The sequence below is a fragment of the Sutterella megalosphaeroides genome, from assembly GCF_003609995.1.
GTDB lineage: Bacteria > Pseudomonadota > Gammaproteobacteria > Burkholderiales > Burkholderiaceae_F > Sutterella > Sutterella megalosphaeroides.
The window spans coordinates 520,715-544,928 of the sequence record NZ_AP018786.1; the positions used below are offsets into that span (position 1 = coordinate 520,715).

At 62.9% G+C, this 24,214-nt stretch carries 23 protein-coding genes and 1 tRNA gene; 10 read left to right on the plus strand and 14 right to left on the minus strand.

Annotated elements, in window-relative coordinates:
• Positions 1 to 85 precede the first annotated feature (85 nt).
• The 3 genes from S6FBBBH3_RS02495 to thiM are packed head-to-tail and all read right to left on the minus strand — an operon-like array spanning position 86 to position 3,155.
• A complete protein-coding gene (locus S6FBBBH3_RS02495; RefSeq protein ID WP_120176275.1) occupies positions 86 to 1,726 on the minus strand; it encodes a phosphoethanolamine transferase in 1,641 nt (546 codons plus the stop codon).
• Positions 1,723 to 2,361: a thiamine phosphate synthase gene (gene thiE, locus S6FBBBH3_RS02500; RefSeq protein WP_120176276.1), complete on the minus strand. Its 639-nt coding sequence runs from the start codon at positions 2,359 to 2,361 to the stop codon at positions 1,723 to 1,725. The genes S6FBBBH3_RS02495 and thiE overlap by 4 nt, the downstream gene beginning before the upstream one ends.
• 2 nt (positions 2,362 to 2,363) lie before the next feature.
• Positions 2,364 to 3,155: a hydroxyethylthiazole kinase gene (gene thiM, locus S6FBBBH3_RS02505; RefSeq protein ID WP_120176277.1), complete on the minus strand. Its 792-nt coding sequence runs from the start codon at positions 3,153 to 3,155 to the stop codon at positions 2,364 to 2,366.
• Positions 3,156 to 3,281: 126 nt separating this feature from the next.
• Here thiM and lgt point away from each other — a divergent pair, with 126 nt between their 5' ends.
• Positions 3,282 to 4,076, plus strand: coding sequence for a prolipoprotein diacylglyceryl transferase (lgt, locus tag S6FBBBH3_RS02510; protein ID WP_120176278.1), 795 nt, complete (start codon positions 3,282 to 3,284; stop codon positions 4,074 to 4,076).
• 98 nt (positions 4,077 to 4,174) lie between these two features.
• Here lgt and S6FBBBH3_RS02515 read toward each other — a convergent pair whose 3' ends face one another.
• From S6FBBBH3_RS02515 to S6FBBBH3_RS02540, 6 genes are all read right to left on the minus strand, one after another.
• Positions 4,175 to 4,990: a sulfite exporter TauE/SafE family protein gene (locus tag S6FBBBH3_RS02515; RefSeq protein WP_120176279.1), complete on the minus strand. Its 816-nt coding sequence runs from the start codon at positions 4,988 to 4,990 to the stop codon at positions 4,175 to 4,177.
• A 57-nt stretch (positions 4,991 to 5,047) separates the two neighbouring features.
• Positions 5,048 to 5,554 (minus strand): EVE domain-containing protein, encoded by a 507-nt coding sequence (locus S6FBBBH3_RS02520; protein ID WP_120176280.1) that lies wholly within the window; start codon positions 5,552 to 5,554, stop codon positions 5,048 to 5,050.
• Between the two features lie 286 nt (positions 5,555 to 5,840).
• Positions 5,841 to 6,860 (minus strand): glycosyltransferase, encoded by a 1,020-nt coding sequence (locus S6FBBBH3_RS02525; protein WP_120176281.1) that lies wholly within the window; start codon positions 6,858 to 6,860, stop codon positions 5,841 to 5,843.
• A 3-nt stretch (positions 6,861 to 6,863) separates the two neighbouring features.
• Positions 6,864 to 7,391: a cell division protein ZapA gene (locus tag S6FBBBH3_RS02530; protein ID WP_120176282.1), complete on the minus strand. Its 528-nt coding sequence runs from the start codon at positions 7,389 to 7,391 to the stop codon at positions 6,864 to 6,866.
• 45 nt (positions 7,392 to 7,436) lie between these two features.
• On the minus strand, positions 7,437 to 7,646 hold the full coding sequence (locus S6FBBBH3_RS02535; protein WP_120176283.1) for a hypothetical protein: 210 nt from the start codon (positions 7,644 to 7,646) through the stop codon (positions 7,437 to 7,439).
• Positions 7,647 to 7,665: 19 nt separating this feature from the next.
• Positions 7,666 to 8,160 carry an outer membrane protein assembly factor BamE gene (locus S6FBBBH3_RS02540; protein ID WP_120176284.1) on the minus strand — a complete coding sequence of 165 codons (495 nt, stop codon included), beginning with the start codon at positions 8,158 to 8,160 and terminating at the stop codon, positions 7,666 to 7,668.
• A 97-nt stretch (positions 8,161 to 8,257) separates the two neighbouring features.
• Here S6FBBBH3_RS02540 and fur point away from each other — a divergent pair, with 97 nt between their 5' ends.
• Positions 8,258 to 8,731 carry a ferric iron uptake transcriptional regulator gene (gene fur, locus S6FBBBH3_RS02545; protein ID WP_120176285.1) on the plus strand — a complete coding sequence of 158 codons (474 nt, stop codon included), beginning with the start codon at positions 8,258 to 8,260 and terminating at the stop codon, positions 8,729 to 8,731.
• Between the two features lie 116 nt (positions 8,732 to 8,847).
• Here fur and S6FBBBH3_RS02550 read toward each other — a convergent pair.
• The 3 genes from S6FBBBH3_RS02550 to S6FBBBH3_RS02560 all read right to left on the minus strand — a co-directional run bounded on the left by S6FBBBH3_RS02550 (position 8,848) and on the right by S6FBBBH3_RS02560 (position 10,372).
• Positions 8,848 to 8,922: transfer RNA gene (locus tag S6FBBBH3_RS02550), tRNA-Val, on the minus strand.
• A gap of 91 nt (positions 8,923 to 9,013) precedes the next feature.
• The gene (gene rnhA / locus S6FBBBH3_RS02555; protein ID WP_120176286.1) at positions 9,014 to 9,478 is read right to left on the minus strand and encodes a ribonuclease HI; all 465 of its coding nucleotides are present in this window, start codon (positions 9,476 to 9,478) and stop codon (positions 9,014 to 9,016) included.
• Between the two features lie 126 nt (positions 9,479 to 9,604).
• Complete coding sequence (locus S6FBBBH3_RS02560) at positions 9,605 to 10,372, minus strand: class I SAM-dependent methyltransferase (RefSeq protein ID WP_120176287.1); 768 nt, start codon at positions 10,370 to 10,372, stop codon at positions 9,605 to 9,607.
• Between the two features lie 313 nt (positions 10,373 to 10,685).
• On the opposite strand from S6FBBBH3_RS02560, the gene S6FBBBH3_RS02565 reads away from it, so the two are divergent.
• From S6FBBBH3_RS02565 to S6FBBBH3_RS02580, 4 genes are all read left to right on the plus strand, one after another.
• Positions 10,686 to 12,593 carry a LysM peptidoglycan-binding domain-containing protein gene (locus tag S6FBBBH3_RS02565; protein WP_232008816.1) on the plus strand — a complete coding sequence of 636 codons (1,908 nt, stop codon included), beginning with the start codon at positions 10,686 to 10,688 and terminating at the stop codon, positions 12,591 to 12,593.
• Between the two features lie 200 nt (positions 12,594 to 12,793).
• Positions 12,794 to 13,585: an enoyl-ACP reductase FabI gene (gene fabI / locus S6FBBBH3_RS02570; protein WP_120176289.1), complete on the plus strand. Its 792-nt coding sequence runs from the start codon at positions 12,794 to 12,796 to the stop codon at positions 13,583 to 13,585.
• 84 nt (positions 13,586 to 13,669) lie between these two features.
• On the plus strand, positions 13,670 to 14,734 hold the full coding sequence (locus S6FBBBH3_RS02575; protein ID WP_123957626.1) for a glycosyltransferase family 9 protein: 1,065 nt from the start codon (positions 13,670 to 13,672) through the stop codon (positions 14,732 to 14,734).
• A 10-nt stretch (positions 14,735 to 14,744) separates the two neighbouring features.
• Positions 14,745 to 15,617 carry an NAD(+)/NADH kinase gene (locus S6FBBBH3_RS02580; protein ID WP_232008817.1) on the plus strand — a complete coding sequence of 291 codons (873 nt, stop codon included), beginning with the start codon at positions 14,745 to 14,747 and terminating at the stop codon, positions 15,615 to 15,617.
• Between the two features lie 13 nt (positions 15,618 to 15,630).
• Here S6FBBBH3_RS02580 and S6FBBBH3_RS02585 read toward each other — a convergent pair whose 3' ends face one another.
• On the minus strand, positions 15,631 to 16,569 hold the full coding sequence (locus S6FBBBH3_RS02585; protein WP_120176291.1) for a glycosyltransferase family 9 protein: 939 nt from the start codon (positions 16,567 to 16,569) through the stop codon (positions 15,631 to 15,633).
• A 91-nt stretch (positions 16,570 to 16,660) separates the two neighbouring features.
• On the opposite strand from S6FBBBH3_RS02585, the gene msbA reads away from it, so the two are divergent.
• Together msbA and S6FBBBH3_RS02595 are read left to right on the plus strand one after the other, a co-directional pair.
• Positions 16,661 to 18,412, plus strand: coding sequence for a lipid A export permease/ATP-binding protein MsbA (gene msbA, locus S6FBBBH3_RS02590; RefSeq protein WP_232008818.1), 1,752 nt, complete (start codon positions 16,661 to 16,663; stop codon positions 18,410 to 18,412).
• Positions 18,413 to 18,471: 59 nt separating this feature from the next.
• Positions 18,472 to 19,872, plus strand: coding sequence for an L-serine ammonia-lyase (locus tag S6FBBBH3_RS02595; protein WP_120176292.1), 1,401 nt, complete (start codon positions 18,472 to 18,474; stop codon positions 19,870 to 19,872).
• 80 nt (positions 19,873 to 19,952) lie between these two features.
• On the opposite strand, the gene rfbB is transcribed toward S6FBBBH3_RS02595, so the two are convergent.
• Positions 19,953 to 20,963, minus strand: a complete 1,011-nt coding sequence (rfbB, locus tag S6FBBBH3_RS02600; RefSeq protein ID WP_120176293.1) for a dTDP-glucose 4,6-dehydratase — start codon at positions 20,961 to 20,963, stop codon at positions 19,953 to 19,955.
• A gap of 117 nt (positions 20,964 to 21,080) precedes the next feature.
• Between rfbB and rng the strand changes: the two genes are divergently transcribed.
• Both rng and sbcB read left to right on the plus strand, forming a co-directional pair.
• Positions 21,081 to 22,541, plus strand: a complete 1,461-nt coding sequence (gene rng / locus S6FBBBH3_RS02605) for a ribonuclease G (protein WP_179950571.1) — start codon at positions 21,081 to 21,083, stop codon at positions 22,539 to 22,541.
• A gap of 47 nt (positions 22,542 to 22,588) precedes the next feature.
• Positions 22,589 to 24,094 carry an exodeoxyribonuclease I gene (gene sbcB / locus S6FBBBH3_RS02610; RefSeq protein ID WP_120176295.1) on the plus strand — a complete coding sequence of 502 codons (1,506 nt, stop codon included), beginning with the start codon at positions 22,589 to 22,591 and terminating at the stop codon, positions 24,092 to 24,094.
• Positions 24,095 to 24,214 lie beyond the last annotated feature (120 nt).

Genomic DNA, 24,214 nt, shown 5'->3' on the forward strand with positions numbered 1-24,214 from the left:
TCCAAAAGAAGAAGGGTTTCCCCCATTCTACGGAGCCCGAGGGGTGCGGCGCCTCACGAATTTTTCCAAGGTGTGTGAAAACGCATCAAGGCGCCGCGTTTGCGCGACGTTCGGCTTCCCGAGCGGTGACGGCGTTGAGTTCCGGGTCGACGGCGGGAATGTCGGGCTTTTCCCAGACGTAGGCGGGATCAAGGAAGATGCGGCTTGCGTTTTCGTCTTTCCAACGGATGCCTGCAAGAGCGAGCAAGGTCGGGCTCAGATAGTCGGTGCGGAAGGGGCGGCTCTCCCAGCTCTTCACATCGGTTCGGTCGGAGAGCCAGAAAAGGAGCGGTACCCGATAGCCGTCCGCGGTCGTATTGGAGTGACCGGTGCGGTTTTCGTCGTCGCCGAGCTCCTGTCCGTGGTCCGAGACATAGATCCAATCGAGGATCTTCCCTGAGCTCGACGCGCGGGCGAGCTCCAGCGAGCGCGCAAGGATCTCATCCTGATAGCGAATGCCGAGGTCGTAGTCGCTGCGGGCGTCGATCACCCAGCTCGATCGATCGAGCGACTTCAGTTGCGTTTCGACGGCGTCGTTTTTCGCCCAGTCGGCCGTCCAGTCGCTCGGATGGCGCAGACGGTAGTGCGGGTGCAATCCGATGAGATGCACCACAATGAGGTGGCGTTCGGCGGGATCGTTCAGCGCCTTCTCCAGGGAGGGAAGAACGTTGCCGTCGAGCGATGCGCTCGAACGGCCGGAGAGGCGATTGAGCATTTCCGGATCGTCGTCCCAGGCGGCATAGCGATTCTTGATGGCCAGGTCGTCCTGGTTGCTGATCCACGTCACTTTGTAGCCCGCGCTTCGGAAAAAGGCGAAGAGATTCCCCGGGCCCGACGACGTGGAGAATTCGAACATGTCGTCGAACGCGGGAAGCGTCGACGAGGAAACGGACCACACCGGACGCACGGTCGCAAAGTGAGGGTCCTTCGTCAGAGCGTCGAGCTTCGGCGTGGTGTTTCGCGGATAGCCGTAGAGCGACAGGTTGTCGCGTACCGTGCTCTCACCCACCAGAAGCAGTAGGGTACGGGGTTCCTTTGAGGCGGAAGTCACCTGAGCGTCGGCCGTCGCACGACGAAGCTCATGCTCCTGCGTTTGATTTTCCCAACCCGCGCGAACGCTTTCGACGGATGCCGCCCACGAGGGCCAGTAGAAAATCGGCCAGTGACCGCGCCAGGGGCTCAGGGCCGCACCGACCGTCAAAACGAGCGCGAGAAAGCCGATAAGCGCCGTCTGGGCTTTGCCCGACACCGTGCGCGGTGCGGGCGTCGAAGGAATGCGGCGAATGAGAAAGAGTCCCGCGATCGCCAGAGCGAGGACGATCCCCGACCAGAGGGCGACGTCGCTCCAGAGCGTCTGAAAGTATTCGAAGCTCTCCGACGTATGGGTGTTCGCCACCGACTCGAGAACGAAAGTGGACTTCGGTTCCGCCCCGTAGATCGTACGCAGGAAGGCGCGAATGCCACCGTCGATCCAGATCAGCAGAAAGCCGAGGTAGGCGACCGCCTTGACGAGGCTCGAGCGTCCCCGATAGAGGAGCAGTCCGCCGAAGAGAATCGAGAAGGACCAGAGCTGGAACGCCCTATAGGGCGCAGCCGCAAAGGCGAGAAGCACCGCCGTGGCCGCCCACAGGAGAAGGGTGCTTGCGAGCGTGCCCGGCTGAACGGAAAAAAGCGTGCGAAGTTTCATCGAACGATTTGGGAACGAAGGGAAGCGGCCGCGTCGCGGGGCGAGCGGGTTCCGCAAACAGCGGAAACGACGGCGATGCCGTCGACACCCGTCGCCGTCACCGCGCGGGCGTTCTCCGTTTTGATGCCGCCGATGGCCACCGATGGCAGGGAAGACGCTTCGACGATCGTGCGCAACCCCTCAAGGCCGAGCGCGGGCGAAGCGTCGCGCTTTGTCGTCTGATGAAAGACGGGGCCGATGCCGACGTAGTCGACAAGATCGACGGGCGCTCGTCGCATCTCGTCGGGCGTATTGATCGAGAGCCCCACGATTTTTCCCGCTCCGAGAAGTCGCCGGCAGTCGTCGACCGCGAGGTCCTGCTGCCCCACGTGAACGCCGTCGGCGTTCACGGCAAAGGCCACGTCCGCGTGGTCGTCGATCACAAGCGGAACCCCCCGCGCGCGTGTCACCTCAAGAAGCGCCCGGGCGCATTCGGCCATGGCGCGCTTTTTCCAACGGGGGGCGCGCAGTTGAACGAACGTGACGCCTCCGAGGAGGGCCTCTTGCGTGGTGCGGATCATCCCTTCGGCACCCCCGCAGAGGTCGGGGTCGAGCACGAGGTAAAGACGCAGCGAGGCGGGATCAAATGCCGTCATCGTCAAGCCCCCAGTTCTTCGGGACGAATCGTATAAAGCGCGTCGATGTAGGCGACGTGGAAGCTCCCCGGGGCGTCCGCTTTGCGTCGGGCGACTTCGGCGGCGCGCTTCGCGAGCGCGCAGGCGGCCGCCGCGGCTTCGAGCGCGTTCGGATGCGCGGCGCAAAAGGCTGCAACCAAGGCGGAGAGCGAGCAGCCCGTACCGACGACGAGCGTCGCCATGGGATCGCCCCCCGTGATAGCGAAGGTGCGCGTGCCGTCCGTCACGTAGTCGACGGCGCCCGTTACGGCGACGACGCTTCCCGTGCGAGCGGCAAGCGCTCGCGCGGCTTCAAGAGCGTCGCTCGAATCGGCCGTGCTGTCGACGCCTTTGCCGCCCGTGCCCGCACCCGCAAGGGCGAGGATTTCGCTCGCGTTGCCGCGGATGACCGCGGGCTTCAGTTCGACGAACTCGCGGATGACGCCGTCGCGCCAGGGAATGCCGCCCGCGGCCACGGGGTCGAGCACCCAGGGGCGGCCCGCTTCGCGGGCGCCTTCGACCGCCTTGCGCATGGCGCGCAGGCGCTCCGGGAAGGGCGTCCCCATATTGACGAGAATGCCGCCCGCAATGCGGGCGAAGGTACCGGCTTCTTCTTCGGCCACCACCATGGCGGGCGAGGCGCCGGCCGCAAGCAGCACGTTGGCCGTGATTTCCTGAACGACTTCGTTGGTCAGGCAGTGAACGAGCGGACGGGTTGCGCGCAGATCAGAGAGGGCGCAGGAAAGCCGTGCGGAAGAAGGCGTTTCGATGGTCATGGTCGTCGAAGAAAACGAGGGTTTCGAAGGGCTCCACCTTAACACAAGCGATGCCCGGCGACCTTTGCCCGAGGCGCTCGGCCGCTACAATGGCGGCTCGACGAATGACGCAAAGGAACGTCGGAAATGCTGATTCATCCCCAATTCGATCCCGTGGCGCTCCAGCTTGGCCCCGTGGCCGTCCGCTGGTACGGACTCATGTACCTGGCGGGTTTTGTCGCCTTCTGGTTGCTCGGTCGCCTGCGGGCGAAAGACGCGTGGCGCGGCGTCACCGCCGACGACGTGGAAAATCTCCTTTTTTACGGAATCTTCGGCGTGATCCTGGGCGGACGCCTCGGGTACTGCCTCTTTTATCAGCCCGCCTACTATGTGGAGCACCCGCTCGCGATTTTTGAAATCTGGCAGGGCGGCATGAGCGCGCACGGCGGCTTGATCGGCGTCCTCGTCGTCATGGCCCTCTACGCGTATCGTCACGGCATCGGCTTTTGGAAGCTCGCCGACTTTGTCGCGCCGCTCGTTCCCCTCGGCTTGATGGCGGGACGTATCGGGAACTTCATCAACGGAGAGCTCTGGGGGCGCGAAGCGCCCGCCGCGCTTCCCTGGGCCATGGTCTTTCCGCAGGCGGGAGACGGCCTTCCCCGTCATCCGTCGCAGCTCTACGAAGCGGCGCTTGAGGGGCTGGTGCTCTTTCTTTTGCTCTGGTTCGTCTCCCGTCGACCGAAACCCGCCGGGTTCGTAGCCGGCCTTTTCGGCGTCGGTTACGGGGTGGCGCGCTTTTTCGTCGAATACTTCCGCGAACCCGACGCTTTCCTCGGCCTTCGGGCGTTCGATCTCTCGCAAGGTCAGTGGCTGACGATCCCGCTCATCCTCGCGGGGCTTTTCGTCATGGCCCGGAGTCTTCGCGGCGCAAAGTCGCACTGAGTCGTGCACAGTCGCGCACCGACCAACCACCGCCGAAATGAGAAAAGGGCGTCTTCCCCGAGGAAGACGCCCTTTTTCTCAAACGCAGGCGGCGTCGGTCAGAAGGCGCTGATCGCCTTCCAGAGCATGTAGGTTGCGAGCACGTAGAGAAGCGTCGCGAAGATGCGCTTCAGGGGCTTCGTGTCGATCGAGTGAGCCACCTTGGCGCCGAGGGGCGCCGTCAGGACGCTCATCACCGCCACGGAAAAGAGCGCGGGGAGGTGAATGAAGCCGAGCATCATCGGCCACTGCGGCAGCGTTTCAATGCCCCAGCCGCTCCAGATGTAGCCGATCGTACCCGCAAAGGCAATGGGAAAGCCCAGAGCCGCCGAGGTGCCGATGGCGTTGTGCATCTTGACGTTGCAGTAGGTCATGAAGGGAACGGAGATGAAGCCCCCGCCCGCGCCGACGAGCGACGAGATGACGCCGATGACGGAGCCTGCTCCGAACATCCCCGGCGCGCCCGGAAGATGGCGGGTCGGTGCGGGCTTGCCGCCCAAGAACATCTTCGTGGCCGAAAAATACACGAAGGCGGCGAAGATGAGCGCCACCCAGAAGGTGGAGAGGGCCCCCGAAATTTGGGCACCGATCACGGCGCCGCAGAGAATCCCGGGCGCCACCGCGGCGACGACGTTCCAGAGAACCGCACCGCGGGAAGCGTGCGCCCGCACGGAGGAGAGCGACGTAAAGAGGATGGTGCCCATGGACGTGGCGATCGCCGCGTGAACGACGTGCTCCTGAGGGACGCCCGCCGTACCGAGAAGCATCGTGAAAAAGGGCGTCAGTACCATGCCGCCGCCGATGCCGAGCAGGCCGGCCAAAAAGCCCGTGCATGCTCCGAGGAGAGCAAGCTCGATGATGATGGTGAGATCCATGATGGTGTGAGGGTGGGTGAGTCGAGGGTTGAAAGAACGACGCGGCTTTGGGGAAAATCAGCGAAGGAGCGTCGTGATGAAAGCAAATTCTTCGGGTGTCACGGGCGTGATCGACAGGCGATTCCCTTTCTGGAGGACGCGCATGCCGGCGAGCTCCGGATGTTCGCGCATGGCGCCGATCGAGAGGGCCGCGCACTTGACGAGCCCTTCGACGTCGATCGTAAGCCAACGGGGCTTCTCGACGGTGCTCTTCGGGTCGAAGTATTCGCTCGCGGGATCGAACTGCAGTTCGTCGGGATAGGCTTTCGAGGCGATGCGCGCCAGACCGACGATGCCGGGTTCGGCGCAGCTCGAATGGTAAAAGAGCACACCGTCGCCTTCGCTCATGTCGTCGCGAATGAAGTTGCGTGCCTGGTAGTTTCGGATGCCGAACCAGGACACCTTGCGGTCGGGGGCGGTGAGCGCGTCGTCGATCGAGCATTCGCCGGGTTCGGTCTTCATGAGCCAGAAGCGGCGGGCGGAGTGCTGCAGTTCGCGGGCGGCGTCGGTGAGCGAGACGGTCATGGGACCTCCAAAAGTTGTCGAATGGAATCGAGCATAGCGCACCGAACGAGCGAACGTACGAAAAGCAAAAAGGGCAGTCGCATGAGGGACTGCCCTTTCGGAAGAGGGGAACCTGCGGTGGGGCGGGGCTACGTATCCTGAACCGAGAGTTCAGGGCGGTCGGCTCCGGAGCGGACCGGGCCAGTCAACGCGTGACCGGCTCTCTGTCGGCCCTCGAGTGCGCCAACCAATGGGGTTTAGCATTGGTTCTAGGTACTTTGGAGCCCGGTTGCCGTCCGCCGCAGGTTTACTTGGAGTATAGCGAATCGGCGGCCGGTTTGGTAGGCGCTTTTCGCGGAAAGAGTGAATCGAGGTAGGCTTCGCGCCGAAAAAGCAACGAACCCATGCGTCGCAAGGCATAGGGTGACGGTAACGCGCGCTTCACGGCTTTTTGCAAAATGTATTGCATGCGCTCACGGAAGGTGTCGTCGATGATATAGGGTTGACGTTGCAACGCAATGAAAATGCGGCTCAGGGCATCTTCGTATGCTTTAAGTTTCTTGCCGCTGATCCTCTTTCGAGCGGGCTTTGCGAAGTAGGGCAAGAGTAGTCCGGGTACGCCGAGAGCGGCGAATGCGGCAGCTCGTATGCGAATGGCGCTCTCTTCTTGCGTTTTGACATACGCAGGGCGACTCCGAATCAATCGGTATCGGAGTAAGAGGGCTGGCAGGTTGGCGAAGCGTACTTCGGGATGGTGAAAGATCAGCTTCGTCCAGAGGGCGTAATCTTCTGCGTTGGGGTAGTCGATCGGATATCCTCCGGAAGCAAGAATAGGATTTTTTCGAAACATCACCGTCGGGTGAGCTATTGCGCAGCGATTCAACATCATGGTTGCAATTTCGTCATGATGTTCGGGGTTCTGACCTGCTGCTTCCAACTCGCCGAACATGTTCATGCCAGTTCCCAGCACCGTAATGTCGGGGTGGGTCTTAAAGAACTCGACTTGCTTTTCGAAGCGTTGTGGCTCGGAAATATCGTCGCTGTCCATACGGGCAATCCAGTCGTAACGTGCAAGCGTCAATCCCCGATTGAGCGTCTTGGCAAGCCCCATGTTTTCGGGGTTGTGGATCAGCCGCACCCGATCGTCGGCCTTTTCAAAGGCGGCGAGCGTCGCAAGGGTATCAGGATTTGTCGAACCGTCGTTGAGAAGCAACAGCTCGAAGTCTCGGTACGTTTGGCTCAGAACGGACTCGATCGCAACGCTCAACCAGTCGGCTCGCGTGTTGTAGACGGGCAAAAGAACGGAGAGCTTCTCAGGGCCGGTCATGGTTTAGAAGAGCGAACCGAGCTTCGTATCCTGGAAAATCGCCTCCTCGCACATTCGGGAGAGCTCTTGAATTCGGGCAACGATCTCGGCTTCGTTGGGAATCGAGGGGGCGGCCTGCGGAATCGGCTCCTGCTGCAGGGGGCGCACGAAGGGCTGAGCTTCCGCGGTCACACGGAGGGTTTCGAGTTCGGCCTGTGCGGCCGCCGCCGCGGCACGAGCGGACTCGAGTTCGGCGCGCAGCGCGTCGGCTTCCGACCGGACGGCGGCGATGTCGGCACGGGCCGAGTCGCCCTCCGTTCGGGCGGCGTTCACTGCTTGCGTTGCGGCCTCTTCCGATTTCTTGGCGTTGTAGACGATCTCAAGTGCCGAAAGAACGGCGATCTGATCGGCGGCGAGCACGCGCCCGCCCGCGCGCATCGCCTCCATTTGCTTGTCGACGATTTCGGCGCAGTTCTTGATGAGCTCTTCTTCGCCGGTGCTGACGGCGAGCCGGTAGTTGTGGCTGAAGATCGAGACGGTGACTTCCGACATGGCTTTCTGAGAAAAACGGGACAAGGAGAGACAAACGGTCGAGCGTCAGAGGAGGGGTTCCTCGGTGTTGGCAAACTGAGAGGCCAGGCCGTTCACCTTGCGTCGCAGATCGTTGAGTTGCGACTTCGCGCGGGAGAGCTCCGCTTCGCGGGCTGCAAGCTGGTTGCGCAACTGCGAGTTCATCGAGCGTTCGTTCTGAAGACGCACGACGAGCTGCTCGATAAGCGACTGGAGCCGATCAAGTTCTTCCTTCATACAAACTCCTCAAGATCCGTCAGGGAGCGGGGGTCGAGGCGGCGTCGGCCGGAGCGTTCTCTTCGGTCTGCGCCTTGGGCGCCTCGGGGACGAACGTATCGATGTTGCCGAGAATCAGCTGGTCGGCCTGCTCTTCGTTCGGCATCGGGTCCGAGATCCAGTGGTCGAGTCGGCGCTCTTCGTCGAAGAAGACCGTCAGGCGACGAAGCTGGCGATCGCCGTTCCCGCGCTGGAGGAAATACACGTAGTCCCAGCGGTTCGGGTGGAACTGGTCGCGCACGAGCGGAACGCCGAGCAGGAACTGCACCTGCGCGTCGCTCATGCCCTTTTCGAGCTGGAGCACCATGTCGCTCGTCACGAGGTTGCCTTGATGCACGTCGGCCTTGTACGGTCGAAGGTAGTAGGGAACATAGTCATTGGGATTTTCCCAGGCGTCCGCCATCGTGTAGCAACCGGTCAGAGATGCCGCCGTCGCAAGGCCGGCGACGGCAAGAAGAAGCTGTCTAGTGAACATAAAAACTATAGAATGACGGTTTACCTTCTCGGCAGTGCAAAGGCACTGATGAGAACGTATGATAAAGGTATTCGAACCGATAGAAGGGTAGTCCGTCGTGCACGAAGTGTCTCGAAATCAAACCAACGACCTGAAGACCATGGGCCTCAAGGTCACGGTGCCTCGTCTGAAGATCCTCGACCTCTTCCAGAGGCTCGCCCAGAACGAGCAGGTCGAAAAGCGCCACCTGTCGGCCGAAGAAGTGTACAAGCTCCTTCTGAACGACGACTGCGACATCGGCCTCGCGACCGTGTACCGCGTGCTGACGCAGTTTGAAAGCGCCGGCATCCTGGTGCGCCACCACTTCGACGAAGGTCGTGCGACGTACGAGCTTCAGGAAGGTCATCACCACGATCATATCGTCTGCGTTCGTTGCGGCAAGCTCGAAGAGTTCGTGGACCCTGCGATCGAACAGGCGCAGCGGGTCGTCGCGGGACGCCTCGGCTACGAGCTTACCGATCATTCGCTCGTTCTCTACGGGGTGTGCAGCGAGTGCCGCAAAGCTCGGGAGAAAGAGGACGTCGGCGTTTGACGTTCGCGTCGCTTGAAAAGATAAAAGGGAGCCGGAAACGGCTCCCTTTTTGGCAGGCGCCTTCGGCGCACAAAAAATGAAAGGCCTCGCGGTTTCCCGTGAGGCCTTTCGGAATCTGGTGCGCGGTACTGGTTTCGAACCAGTGACCCCTGCCGTGTGAAGGCAGTGCTCTACCACTGAGCTAACCGCGCGTCGAGAATTGAAATTTTACGGATCGAGCCGAAAAAATCAAGAGCGCCCGGCAAAAATACCATAAATGCGGTATTAAGGGCTTCGGGAGTCTCAGAACGTCGGCGCGGGGCGCTTGCCCAGAGCGACTTCCACGCCCAGGTTGGCGAGTTCGTCCGCCTTTTCGTTGCCAGGGTCGCCGTTGTGCCCCTTCACCCAACGCCACTCGATCTCGAAGCGGGAGGCCAGCGCGTCGAGGCGCTGCCAGAGTTCGACGTTTTTCACGGGCTTCTTGTCGGCCGTGCGCCAACCGTTGCGCTTCCAACCGTGCACCCACTGCGTAATGCCGTTTTTCACGTAGGAGCTGTCCGTGTGCAGGATGATCGGACAGGGGCGCTTCAGGGCGGAGAGCGCCGAGATGACGGCGGTAAGCTCCATTTGGTTGTTGGTCGTCAGACGTTCGCCCCCGTAGATCTCAAGCCTGTGTTCGCCCCAGACGAGCAAGGCGCCCCAACCGCCCACGCCGGGGTTTTGTTTGCAGGCGCCGTCGGTCCAGATTTCGAGTTTGGTGGTGCTCATGGGTGTGTTCTCTCGTTGTGCGTTACGGGTGCGTTATTGGGTGTGTGCGTGTTGTGTGGTGGCCGCGGGCCGCTGCGGTTGCCGTGGCCACGACGGGCGGGCCGCCGGTGCGGCGTCCGGTCTCTTTCAGGCTTCGGGAGACCGACGGTGCGAGGATGCAACCGGGAAGGTCGATACGGGTCGTCTCTCGGAGAGCGGTCGCGTCGCGCAGTCGATGAGGCGCGTGCCCGGCTGCCGTTTGACGGCGGAAAGAAGAATCAGGTTGGAAAACTGCGGGGCCCAACGGTCGCCCGCCTTGTCGAGCCAGGCCCATCGGCGAAGCGCCGCGGAGGAGCGAACTCCCGGACTGTAGATCCCGAAGCGCCCCCGGTCGACCTCCATGCCGAGGAGCGCGAGCCAATCCTTGAGTCGCCCGAGCGAAATCGGTTGGAGGCGCGTCGGCAGATAGGCTTTGCCGCCGAAGGCGGCCGTCATCCGCTCCTTGAGCCACCACGCCCCGAGCGCGTTGAAGGCGGTGAGAACGAGGCGCCCTTCGGGCGCCAGGGCGCGCACCGCGTCTCTCAGCACTTGCTGGGGGTGCTCGGCGAAGTCGAGCGTATGCGGGAGCGTGACGAGGTCGAGCGACTCCGCGGCAACGGGCAACGCTTCGGGCTCGCCCCGGAGCGCGTGTAGCTCCGGGCGAAGCCCGAAGAGCGAATCCTTTTCCTCAAGCAGAATCCACTGGCCCTGAATGCGGTTGGAGCGGAGCGTATCGAGCTGCGGGGCGCCGATTTGCAGTGCGGCCACGCCGAAGACGTCCGCCACGAGTTCGTCGAACTGCGATGCTTCCCATTCGCGGAGTCGCTCCCCGGGCGGGGTGGCGAGAAAGTCGTCGAAGGAAAGTCGGGTGTGCATGTGGGGTCGTCGATCGTGCGAAGGGGTGGAAAGCCGGGGCGGAGCCTCTTAACAGTTTGTTTCCACATTCCGCCGAGAATCGATACGTTGGAAAACAAAAGAAGCAAGGGTGCCGCCGAGCTACGCAGTAACATTACGGCAATTCCGATTTTACGCATTCCTCCACTCCCGGGGTTCGAGCTTCATGACTTTGCGTTGTCTCTCGTTTACTCTCCTCAGCTTGGGTTGTCTGGCGCTCTCGTGGGTGCCGGGCGACGTGCGCGCGGCCATAGAGCAACAGACTTCGGCTCAAGCGGACGGGGGAGCGGAGACGATGCCCAACGACGTGTGGGAGCGTATTCGGCGCGGCTACCGCATGCCAGAACTCGATTCGCCGCTCGTAGACCGGTGGGTGACCTACTACACGAAGGACCCCGCGTACATCCGGCGGATGACTTCGCGTGCGGGGCAGTACCTCTACCACATCGTCGAAGACGTCGAAGCACGCAACATGCCGACGGAGCTTGCGCTCTTGCCCTTCGTCGAAAGCGCCTTTCAGCCCGAAGCGCTCTCGCGCGTGAAGGCGGCGGGGCTCTGGCAGTTCATGCCCGCCACGGGGAACGATTACGCGCTCGCGCAGAACCTTTGGCGCGACGACCGTCAGGACGTTCTGGAAAGCACTCGAGCGGCGCTCGACTACTTCAATTACCTCCACGGCCTCTTCAACGATTGGCAATTGGCGCTTGCGGCCTACAACTGGGGCGAAGGGAGCGTTCAACGGGCGATCGCCCGCGCGAAGCGCAGCGGCAAGCCCACCGATTACGCGCATCTGCGCATGCCGAAGGAAACGGCCAACTACGTGCCGAAACTCATGGCGATCAAGCGGATCATTTCGAATCCGGAGCGCTACGGGATCGAGTTGCCGGACGTCGGGAACGAACCCTTCTTCATTCGCATCACCAAGCCGCGCGACATCGACGTGAAGACCGCCGCGGAGCTTGCGGGCATGCCGCTCAACGAATTCCGCGCTCTGAACCCGAGCTACAAGCTTCCGGTGATCGTGGCCGCGCACAACAACGTGATGCTCCTGCCCGCCGACAAGGTGGACTACTTCATCGACAACCTCGCGAGCTGGATGGACAGCGGTCAACCCCTTTCGCGCTGGTCGACCTATCGACTCAAAGAAGGTGAAACGCTTGCCGCCGTCGCGGCGCAAAGCGGCATGACGGAGTCGGAACTTCGCAAGGTGAACGGCATTCCCGAAGGGCGGCGCGTTCTTCCCAATTCGACGCTGCTCGTTCTCGCGGGAGCCGACGAACAGGTGGACATTTCGGCCGAAGAAGCGGACGCGCGCCTGCGACTTTCGCCCCTTACGACGTGGCGTCGCGTGACGTACCGCGTCCGAAGCGGCGACACGCTCACCTCCATCGCCCGCCGCTGGCATATCACGACGAAGTCGATCGTAACGGCCAACCGCCTGCGCTCCGACCGCCTGCGGGCGGGGCAACGTCTGGTGCTCACGGTGCCGAACGTGCAGCGTGCGTCCATTCCGGCGACCTCTTCGGGAAGCGCCTCGGGGCGTCACGTCATCCACACGGTTCGCTCGGGCGACACCCTCGACGCGATCGCCCGTCGCTACGGCGTTACGGTGGCGAGTCTGCGCATGACGAATCGCCTGGAAGGCAATATCATCCGCGCGGGGCAGCGTCTGCGCATTCCGGGCGCGGCGACGGAGTCCGATACGGTGATCTACACCGTGAAGTCGGGCGACACGCTCTCGACCGTCGCCGAACGCTACCGCGTGAGCGTGACGAAGCTGAAGCGCGCCAACCGCCTCACCTCGAACATGCTTCGTGTAGGCGACCGTCTCGAGATCCCGAGCGCGGACCGGGTCGAGCGCAACGTGAAGCCAGCCCCCGAAACCCGCGTCCACGTGGTGCGCTCGGGCGACACGCTCTCCGAGATCGGCGAACGTTACGGCGTGAGCGTCTCGAAGCTTCGCTCGGCGAACGGTCTTCGCGGCAACAACTTGCGTATCGGGCAGCGCCTCGTCATTCCCGCCACTGCTTCCAAGGTGAACAAAGCTCAGACGGTGCGCCAGGCTACGACCTATCGCGTGCGTTCGGGCGATACGCTGATCGCCATCGCGCGGCGTCACCACACGACCGTCTCCGCTTTGCAACGCGCGAACGGTCTCAAGGGTTCGGCCCTGCGCGTCGGGCAGGAACTTCGCATTCCCTGATGCTCTCCGGGCCCCTCCAACGACGGACGGCCTAACGCGCATTGGCGAGGGACCGCATCGACCCGAAGGGCGAGTGCCACTACAATGTCACGCAAAGAACGCAGGGGAGCGCACGCGGTCGTGCGCTCCCTCCTTGTGCGTCCGTCCGAGGCCGCACGAGTGCCATCGACGAAACACGAATCATTAGAACGAGGACAATCATGGGTTTCCTGACCGGCAAGAAGCTGCTCATCACGGGCGTCATCTCCAACCGTTCCATCGCTTACGGCATTGCCGAAGCGTGCCGTCGCGAAGGCGCAGAACTTGCTTTCACGTACGTCGGGGAACGCTTCCGCGATCGCGTGGCGGCCTTTGCCGAAGAGTTCGGGAGCTCGATTTGCCTGCCCATGGACGTGAGCAGCGATGAAGAAATCGCCGCCGTTGCCGAAGAGCTGAAGAACCGCTGGGGCGGTCTCGACGGCGTGGTGCACTCGATCGGCTTCGCGCCCCGCGAAGCGATTGCGGGCGACTTCCTCGACGGTCTCTCTCGCGACGCCTTCAAGACGGCCATGGATATTTCCGCCTACTCCTTCCCGGCTCTTGCGAAAGCCTGCCTTCCCCTGATGGAAGGCCGCAACGCCTCGGTGCTGACGCTCACCTACCTCGGCAGCGAACGCGTCGTTCCGAACTACAACACGATGGGTCTGGCGAAGGCCGCCCTTGAAGCTTCGACCCGCTACCTCGCTTCAAGCCTCGGTCCCAAGGGCATCCGCGCGAACGCCATTTCCGCCGGTCCCATCAAAACGCTGGCCGCCTCGGGCATTCAGGACTTCTCGAAGCTCCTGCACATCATGGAAGAAACGGCGCCGCTCGGCCGCACCGTGACCATCCAGGAAGTCGGCAACACGGCCGCCTTCCTTCTCTCCGATCTCGCGAGCGGCATCACGGGCGACATCATCTACGTCGATGCGGGCTTCCACGCGGTCGGCGTCGGCGTGCCCGCCGGCAAGTAACACGCCCTTGACGGGGTAACATTGGAGGGTCTCTTCCCGACGGGGGAGAGGCCCTTTTTCCTGCTTTTTCTTCTCACCCTCGATATGACGGCTTCACGTCCCCTGCGCGTTCTCATTGTCTCCACCCGCTATCTCGGCGACTGCCTGCTTGCGGCCTCGCTCGTCAACCCCATTCGGGAGCGTTACCCCGATGCCGAGGTCGACGTTCTGACGTTTCACCGCAACTGCGGGATCCTGGAAGGGGTGCCCGGCATTCGACGCGTCATCGGCGTCGAAGAGCGCCCCAAAAAGTGGCGTCAGTTCCTCGACATGTCCGCGATGTGGAATACGTACGACTGGGCGATCATCACCCAGCAGAGCACCCGCACGATTCTCTACGGGTATTTCGCGGCACGGCGTCAGGTGGTCTATGCGTCGGCGAACGACCATCGGGGGTGGTGGAAGCAAAAGCTCGTCACGCACAAGGTGAATCCGTACCCGGGGCACTGGCTGGATCAGGCCGAAGCGCTTCTGGAGCCCGTGCTCGGCGGACGGTACCACATCGATCCGTCGTGCCCGGACGCGGAACTCCCCGAAGCTTTCCGCATTCGCGACCCGTACGTTGTGTTCCAGGTGTGCTCGCGTTACGAAGACAAAGAATGGTCGACGGCGGGTTGGCGCGCGTTGATCGAAAAGCTCAACGCGCGGGGCTTGTGCGCCGTGATCGTGGGCGGCGGATCCGCCGCCGAACTCGAGCGCATCGGTCGCGTCACGGAGGGCTTTGCGGAAGCGAATGTGTGTGTGGCCGCCGGGAAGCTTTCCTTCGGTCAGACCGCCCGTCTGATCCGAGGCGCCCGCGCATTCGTCGGCGTGGATACGGCGACCTCGCACGTGGCGGGCGCCACGGGCGTTCCCGTCGTCGCGCTTTTCGGCCCGACGAATGTCACCGTCTGGGGCCCTTCGCCCAAGGAAGGGCGTCAAGGGGGTTATGCGTCCGACAAGCCCCGGCTCGTCCAGGGCAACGTTACGATTCTTCGCCACCCCGACTATCTCGGTTGCCACGCGTGCGACCGACACCGTTGCCCGAAGAACGTCCCCGACACGCTCGGGCGTTGCATGCAGGACCTGGCCTGGCAGGATGTTTGGGCCGAACTTGAAAAGAACCTTTGAGGAGAAGCCCGTGCTGCTCTACAAAACGATCGGACTTTGCGTCAAACCGACGAACGACGACCTCTCCTATCAACTCGAGCGCATCACCGCGCTTTTGAAGTCGCTCGGCTGCGACGTTCTCTATGAAGAACGAGCCGCGGAGTACCTCAAGACGACGAACTTTTGCACGCGTGAGGAATTGGGCGAGAGGTGTGATCTCATCATCGTTTTGGGGGGTGACGGCACCATGCTGAGCGTCGCCCGCAGCCTCTCCCGCTTCGGCAAGCCCGTTATCGGGATCAACGCGGGACGCCTCGGCTTCATTACCGACCTGTGCCAGGAGGATATCGGCGCGCGCCTTCCCGAAATGCTCGCGGGGCAGAGCATCTGTGACGAACGTCCCTTGCTCGAAGGGATCGTCCTGCGTAACGGTAAAGAAATCTACCGCCAGCTCGCCGTGAACGACATCGGCATCAGCCACGGTCGTGCGGGCGGCATGGTCGACTTCCTCGTCTATGTCAACAATCAGCAGATGTGCTGTCAGTCCGCCGACGGCGTCATTTGTTCGACGGCTACGGGTTCCACTGCGTATTCGCTTGCCGCGGGCGGCCCGATTTTGCACCCGTCGCTCGAAGGCATGATTCTGGTGCCCGTGGCGCCGCACACGCTCTCGAACCGTCCGATCGTTCTGCCGCTCAAGTCGCAGATCCAAATCGAACTGCTCGACGCCCGCGACGCCGTGGCGTACTTCGACATGCAGGAGTTCTGCGACATGCTGCCCGGCGACCGCCTGATCATTCGCCAGGCCGAGCACCGGGTCACGATTCTGCACCCGATCGGGTACGACTACTACAAGCTCCTTCGGCAGAAGTTGAAGTGGAACTTCATGCCGAAGGCGGGTTGAGTCGGCTGTCGAATCAGTCGATCAGCGTGTCGAGCCGGCTCCGAACCTCGTCGAGAGTCGGCCAATGGCCCATTTCGCCGCACACCGCGGCGCGGGTGTTCCACGGCGCCGTGCGTTTGAGGTCGGTTACGCCCACCACGGTGATCTGAGGCGCCGAAACCGCGGCGGCGATGTGGCTGATGCCCGAGTCGTTCGCAACGACGACGCGGGCAAGCTGCGCGAGCGCCGCGTAGTTGCCGAGGGTCGTCGGTTCGAGCACGATGCCGTTGGGGCACGCGGCCTTCGCCTCGTCGATTTCATGGGGCGAGGGGAAGATGATCGGGGCGACGTCGCGCGACTTCAGATAGACGCACAGCTCGTCGAAGTGCGGCCAGCACTTGTTCTGGCCGTGATGCGTTCCGCGGGCGATCGGCGCAATCAGCGCGAAGCGCTCGGGGATCCCGAACTTCTCAATCAGATTGTGGGCGGCCGCCTTGTGTCGGCTGAGCACCCGAAGGCCGAGCTCTTCCGGAGCCTTTTCCCACGCGGGGGTCTTCCCCCAAGCCTTCACGGCTTCGGCGGTCGTGTAGAAAAAGCGCTCGACCTCGTGCATTTTCGAGGGCTCGGGGATCGCTTTATCAAGCAGGAACGAGCGGCCGTCCGTCGCAAGACCCGCGCTACGGATCCCGCCGATGCGAAAGAGCAGCGCGGAGCTGAAGGAATTCGGGAAGAGCAACCCGAGCGGGGAACCGCCCGCAAGATCGGCGAGGCGCCGAATGCGTCGGAAGTCTTCCGTCACGTGACCTTCGATGGGGTCGAACCGCCAACCCATGCCCGCAAAGAGATCTTCGGCCCAGCGCTTCCCCGTCAGAACAGGCGTGAAGCCGCTCGCTTCAAGAAGGCGCAGGGCAGGAAGAGCCATGCAACAGTCGCCGACGTGATTGGGCAGACGACAGAGAACTTTGGTCGACATACGGTGCTCCGGGAAAGGGACGAGTTCGGTTCATTGTATCGGGGAATCTCGGTATCATGAGGGACTCGTAAATACGAAGGAATCACGTTTGATGGCCCGCTTCCCCGTTCTCTCCAACCCCTATTTGATGCGCCTTTTCCGCTACCTGCCGCCCTACAAGTGGTATATCGCCGGAGCGGCGGCGGCCATGGCCGCCGGGGGCGGCGCCTCGTCGCTCATCGCCCTCATTCTGGGCAAGCTCACCGACATGGGCTTTTACCAACAGGATCCGATCGTGGCCGTCCTCGCACCGATCGCCCTGATCGGGGTGGCGGCTTTGAACGGCGGCTCGCAGTACCTGAGCTCGTACCTCCTCGTGCGCGTCTCGCAGAGCATCATGCTCGAAATCCGCACGCTCATGTTCGAGCGCATCTCGCACTGGAGCGACGAGCTCTTTTTCAAATACCGTTGTTCGGAAGTTCAGGCGAAATTCATCAACGAAGCGTCTACGGCGCTGAGCCGTGCGGCGAGCGTGATGACGACCATGATCCGAGACTCGATTCAGATCGTCTGCTTGATCGGCGTTTTGATTTACCACAATTGGAAGCTCACGCTGGTCACCTTCGTGGTGGCGCCGCTTCTCGCCGCGGTGCTTCGCTGGGTCAGCAAGCGCATGAAGAAGCTCACTTCGCAAACGCAGCAAACGTTCGGGCAGCTTCTCGGCACCATTCAGGAGAGCTACCAGGGCGAACGCGTCGTGAAGATTTACGACGGGTACGACTACGAGCGCGACCGCTTCCGCGCGGTCAACGAAAAGCTCAAGGATCTGACGCTTCGCACGCAGCGCGTCGAGGCGGCGGGTACGCCCTTGACGCAGTTGATTGCCATGTCGGGCGTCTCCGTCGTGGTGGTGTATGCGCTGGCGCAGGCGCAAAGCGGCGCTTTGACGATCGGCGAATTCACGACCTTCCTCTCGGCCATGTTGCTCCTGATGCCGCCCATTCGTCATCTCTCGAGCCTCAACGGGACGACGGCCGCGATGACGGCCGCCGCGGAAAGCCTTTTTGCCATGATCGACGAGGAGCCCGAGAAGGATCCCGGCGAAAAGACGCTCGAGGACTACCGCGGGGCGGTGCGCTTCGAAAACGTGTGCTTTGCCTATCCGAACACCGACAAGCCGGCCGTCAAGAATTTCAACCTCGACGTGAAGCCGGGCGAGATGATTGCGCTCGTCGGTTCGTCGGGCTCGGGCAAGTCGACGCTCATCAATCTGATTCCCCGTTTCTGGGCGGCCACGTCGGGCGACATTTATTTCGACGGCGTGCCGCAGAGCGAACTCACGCTCGCGAGTCTTCGTCGACAGATCGGTCTCGTCAGCCAGGAAGTGACGATCTTTGATGACACGATCGCCGGGAACATCGCTTACGGGTGCCGCGACAAGGTGACGCGCGAAGACATCGAGCGCGCTGCGGAAGCGGCCGCTTTGACGGACTTCATCGCGACGCTCCCCCAGGGACTCGATACGCCCGTCGGCGCGAACGGCTCCATGCTCTCGGGCGGGCAGCGTCAGCGCATTTCGATCGCGCGCGCGTTTCTCAAGAACGCGCCCATCCTGCTTCTCGACGAAGCAACGAGCGCGCTCGACACCGAAAGCGAACGCCACATCCAGAAGTCGCTCGACTCGCTCCTCAAGGGGCGTACGGCCTTCGTCGTCGCGCATCGACTTTCGACCATCGTCAACGCAGACCGCATCGTCGTGATGCGCGAGGGTGAGATCGTCGAAATCGGCACTCACGAAGAGCTTCTGGAAAAGAAGGGCGTCTACGAGCACCTCTACAGTATCCAGTTCAAGAACCACCTCTGATTACCGTCGCCCGGACCGCGTGCTTGGGCAACAACCGCTAGAAAAAGGACTACGCACACATGGCTGTCAGCGTCTTCGATATGTTCCGCGTGGGGATCGGCCCCTCGTCCTCCCATACGGTGGGCCCGATGCGTGCCGGGGCGGCCTTCCTCGGATTGCTCCGCGATCGGGGGCTCTTTGACAAGGTCGGCCGCATCGGCGTCGAGCTCATGGGGAGCCTTGCCGCCACGGGCCGCGGGCACGGGACGGATACGGCCTGTCAGCTCGGGCTTGCGGGCGAAGTGCCCGAAACGTGCGATCCCGATCGCGTTGCGGAACTCATTGCCGCAGTCGCCCGCACGAAGACCCTGCGTCTCGGGGGCGAGCGCGCGGTGGCGTTCGAGCCCGCGGCCGATATCCTCTTTCATCCCGCGAAGGTGCCCGCTTTCCACACGAACGCGGTGGAATTCACGGCCTACGGCGAAGACCGTCGCGACGTTCCTCTCGTTCGCCGCTACTACTCGGTCGGGGGCGGCTTCATCGTGGCCGCCCGGGAAGACAACCCCGAAGAGCCGATCGTGCCCTCCGCGATCATCGAAGGGCAGAAGTCGATGCCCTACCCCTTCAAGTCCTGCGACGAACTCATGGCCCGTGCGAGCACCGCACGCCTCAGCATCGCGGAGCTCATGTTCGCCAACGAATGCTCGCGCCTTACGGCCGACGAGGTGAACGCGAAGCTCGATGCGATTTGGAGCGTCATGGAAGCCGGGATCGAACGCGGTCTTCGTCAGACGGAGCCTCTGCCCGGTCCCTTCCGTGTCGCTCGCCGCGCGAAGCGCCTGGCCGACGACCTGCGCGCCCGCGAAGCCGACGGGCACACCGATCCCCTGGGCGTTCTCGATTGGGTGAACGCCTATGCCATGGCTGTGAGCGAAGAAAACGCCTCGGGCGGTCGCGTGGTGACGGCGCCGACGAACGGCGCGGCCGGCGTCATTCCCGCCGTAATCCGGTACTACCTCAAGCACACGGAGAATCCTTCGCTTGAGGGCGTGCGCACCTTCCTGCTGACGGCGGGTGCGATCGGGATCCTCTACAAGGAAAACGCCTCGATTTCGGGTGCCGAAGTGGGTTGCCAGGGCGAAGTGGGCGTTGCGTGCTCGATGGCCGCGGCGGGTCTTGCGGCGGTGCTCGGCGGGACGATCGCGCAGATCGAAAACGCCGCCGAAATCGCGATGGAGCACAACCTCGGTCTCACGTGCGACCCGGTGGCGGGCCAGGTGCAGATTCCCTGCATCGAACGCAACGCCATCGCCGCCGTCAAGGCGATCAACGCGACGCGCATGGCGCTGCGCGGCGACGGTTCTCACTACGTGAGTCTTGACAAGGTGATCCGTACGATGCTCGAAACGGGACGCGACATGCAGAGCAAGTACAAGGAAACGAGCCGCGGCGGTCTCGCCGTGAGCATCGTCGAGTGCTGATGCGGGAACGCTCCGACTGAAATGCGACAAAGGGCGGCGAATTCGATTCGCCGCCCTTTGAGCTATTGGAAGTCGAGGCCTCAGAGCGCCACGCCCGGGCCTTCTTCCAGGTACCAGGCCACGGTCGCGCGCAAGCCGCTCTCGAAGTCGACATCGGGCTTCCAACCGAGGTCTTCGCGCAGCTTGCTCGAGTCGAGCGCGTAGCGCAGATCGTGCCCCGGGCGATCATGGACGTGTTCGATCAGATCGGCGTACGAGCCGCCCCCGGCGCGGGGGCGCAGCTCGTCGAGAACGGCGCAGATTTTCCGCACGTACGCGAGGTTTTCCCACTCGTTCGAGGCCCCGACGTTGTAGATATCCCCGGGGCGTCCGCCCGCGAGAATGCAGCGAAGCGCCGAACAAAAGTCGTCCACGTGGATCCAGTCGCGGATCTGTCGGCCCGATCCGTAGATTGGAAGGGGCAACCCCGCCGCGGCGCGGGTGATGATGCTCGGCGTCAGCTTTTCCGGGTACTGGCGCGGCCCGTAATTGTTCGTGCAGCGCACCGTCAGAACGGGAAGCCCGTAGGTGCGCGCGTAGGCGCGCCCGAACTGGTCGGCCGCCGCCTTGCTCGCGGAATAGGGGCTGCTCGGATCGAAGGGGGTCGACTCCTTGGCGGGCGGGCTCTCGCGGTCCATGGAGCCGTAGACCTCGTCGGTCGAGACGTTGAGGAAGCGAAAGTCCGCTTTTTCCTCGTCGGGAAGCCCGAGCCAATACCGGTAGGCCGTATTGAGAAGCGTCGTCGTACCCGTCACGTTCGTTTCGACGAAAACGGAGGGACCGGTAATCGAGCGGTCGACGTGGCTCTCGGCGGCGAAGTGAACGACCGCCCGGGGGCGGTAGCGCTCGAACAGGTCGGCGACGAGCGCCGCGTCGCAGATGTTGCCGCGCACGAAGCGGTAGCGCGGATCGTGCTCGACGGGGCGAAGGTTTTCAAGGTTGCCCGCGTACGTGAGCGCGTCGAGATTCACGATGCTCTCGTTGGCGTGCTCGAGCCAACGAAGAATGAAATTGGAGCCGATGAAGCCGGCTCCGCCCGTAACGAGAAGCATGGGAGAGCGTGCGCAAAGGAGAAAAGGGGAACGGAGGATCGCGCGGTTGAGAGGCGGGGCACTCGGTAGAATGGATGCCGTTCTTCAACGGACGGCAAACGCCACACGCACATACGCATCATGGAACACATTCTCATCAACTGCTCGCCTCGGGAAACGCGCGTCGCCATTGTAGTGGACAGCGTCCTGCAGGACCTTTTCATCGAGCGCGCCTGCGCCCGCGGTCTCGTCGGCAACGTCTACCTCGGAAAGGTGGTTCGCGTGCTTCCGGGCATGCAGAGCGCCTTCGTCGACGTGGGTCTGGAGCGAACGGCTTTCTTGCACGTCGCCGACATTTTCGAGGCGCACGGCGAAGGCGACAAGCCAAAGCCCATCGAGAACGTGCTTCACGAAGGGCAGTCCGTGATGGTGCAGGTGGCCAAGGACCCGATCGGCACCAAAGGGGCCCGATTGACGACGACGATTTCACTTGCAGGCCGAAAGCTCGTCTATCTGCCGCGCGACCCGCACATCGGCGTTTCGCAGCGCATCGAAGACGAAGCGCAGCGCGAGGCGCTTCGCGCCATGCTGACCGCCATGCGGCCGGAATCGGAAAAGGGAGGCTACATCATCCGTACGAGCGCCGAAGAGGGGGCGACCGAAGAAGAGTTTCGCGATGACATGGCCTACCTCGGGCGCCTCTGGGAGGAAATCCGCTCGAAGGCGGGCGTGAGTGCGGCGCCGACACTCCTTTATCAGGACCTCTCGCTCGCGCAGCGCGTGCTGCGCGACATGGTGCACAAGGAAACCGAGTGCGTCGTAGTCGACGGCGAAGCGGAATTCGAAGCGCTCGAGCACTTTGCGGAACGGTTCGTGCCGGTCGCGAAAGGTCGGCTCGAGCTCTACCGCGGCGACCGGCCGCTCTTTGAGACGCACGGGATCGACGACGAAATCGAACGCGCCCTCGGGCGTCGCGTCGATTTGAAGAGCGGCGGCTACCTCGTTTTCGATCAGACGGAAGCGATGACGACGATCGACGTCAATACGGGCGGTTACGTCGGGAAGCGCGACTTCAGCGACACGATTTTCAAAACGAACCTCGAGGCCGCGCAGACGATCGCGCGTCAGCTGCGCTTGCGCAATCTCGGGGGCATCATCATCGTCGACTTCATCGACATGTCGCGCGAAGAGCACCGCGAAGCGGTGCTCGCGGAATTGCGCCGTGCGGTCTCGACGGACCGCACGCGCATGACGGTGAGCAACTTCACGGAGCTCGGCCTCGTGGCCATGACCCGAAAGCGCACGCGCGAGTCGCTCGCGCACGTGCTCTGCGAGCCCTGTCCCATTTGCGGCGGACGCGGCGAAGTGAAGACGGCGCGTACGGTCTGCTACGACATTCTGCGCGAGATTCTGCGCTTGAGCCGTCAGTACAAGGACGCGAAGGAATTCCGCATTCAGGCGAGCCAGTCCGTGATCGACATGCTGCTCGAAGACGAATCGCCCGCGCTCGAACTCCTTCAGGCATCGATTGAAAAGCCCGTGCTTCTCGAAGTGGAGCCGAGCTACACGCAGGAAGTCTGGGATGTGATCCTGGCGTAAGGCCGGAAGCCCTCCCCGTTCGAATTCCGCGTTTTTCGGAGACCTTCATGGCCCAGACGACCACAACCTTTTATTGGTACGACTACGAAACCTTCGGCATCAACCGCCGCACGGACCGACCCGCGCAGTTCGCGGGTCTGCGCACGGGCGCGGACCTCGTGCCCGTGCCGGGCCCGGAGGGCGAGGGTGAAGTCTTTTACGCAAAGCCCGCGCTCGACTACCTGCCGAGTCCGGAAAGTTCGCTCCTGACGGGCATCACCCCGCAGGAGTGCGACGAGCGCGGTTTGCGCGAAACCGAGTTTGCCGGGACGATCTTCAAGCGCTTCAATACGCCGGGGACGGTCAGCATCGGCTACAACACGCTCGGCTTCGACGACGAAGTGACGCGGTTTCTTTTCTGGCGCAACTTCCTCGACCCCTACAGCCACAGCTGGGCGAACGGTTGCTCGCGCTGGGACCTGTTCCCGCTCGTGTGCGCCGTCTGGGCGCTGCGCGGCGACACGATTGCGTGGCCGCGCTGGGAAGACATCGACCCCGCGGTCTATCCGGCCGCTGAAGGGCGCAAGGGCGTCACCTTCAAGTTGGAATTCCTCACGAAAGCCAACGGGCTTGAACACGGACACGCGCACGACGCGCTCTCCGACGTCGAAGCGACGGTGGCGCTTGCGCGCCTCATCGCGCAAAAAGAACCCCGGCTCTGGCAGTGGGCGTTCGAGAATCGAACGAAAGACAAGATCGTCGCCGCGCTCGAAAAGGGGCCCGTCGTCTGGGTGTCGCCGAAATTCGGCGTCGTTCGCGGCTGTACCCGCATCGTGATGCTGGTGGGGCAGATCGGCAATGACGCGCTCGTTTGGGACCTGATGGCCGACCCGACGGAGTTGCGTGAAATCGACCGCGAGGCGCTCCATCGCCGACTTTTCGCCTCGCCCAAGAACCTTCCCGAAGGAGAACGGCCCCTGCCGCTCTGGAAGCTGAAGGTCAATGCTTCGCCCTTCGTCTGCGGGAGCCTTGCCGTGTTGAAGCCCGAACGGGCGCAGAAGTACGGGCTTGATCTCGAACGCATCCGCGCGAACGCCGAAAAGCTTTCCGCAATGCTGCGCGACATCCAGGGGACGATTCTCACGGCGGCTCAGACCAAAGAAGCGGAATTTCCGAAGAACGACGAAGAAGACGCCGAAACAGGCCTCTACAGCGGGGGCTTCCCCACGCCCGCGGACCGTGCGCGGTTTAAGAAAATCCGCGAGGCTTCGCCCGAATACCTCGCCGACCGGAGGATGGACTTCGACGATGAGCGCTTCGACGGGTTGCTTTTGCGCTTCCGTGCTCGCAACTGGCCCGAAAGCCTTTCGCACGAAGAGCGCGAAACCTGGCGCGCCTGGTGCGAAGCGCACGTTCTCGAAGGGCGCAATCGTGCGCGCACGATTGCGGACTACTTCGAGGAAATCGACCGCCTTGAAGGGGAGGCCGATCCCGAGGACGACGCGAAGCGCGAAGTGCTCGAGGCGCTTTACGCCTGGGGCGAACGCGTGGGCGAAGCGGCGTCTCCCGAATAAGGCCCGGGCTTCGTACGAACAGGACCGAAAGCGCTCGATGCCTTTGTCGGGAAACGACCGATTCCCCGCAGGGCGCGAGCGGTAGCACAATCAAGTTGCCGACTCCCGCACGAACGTTCG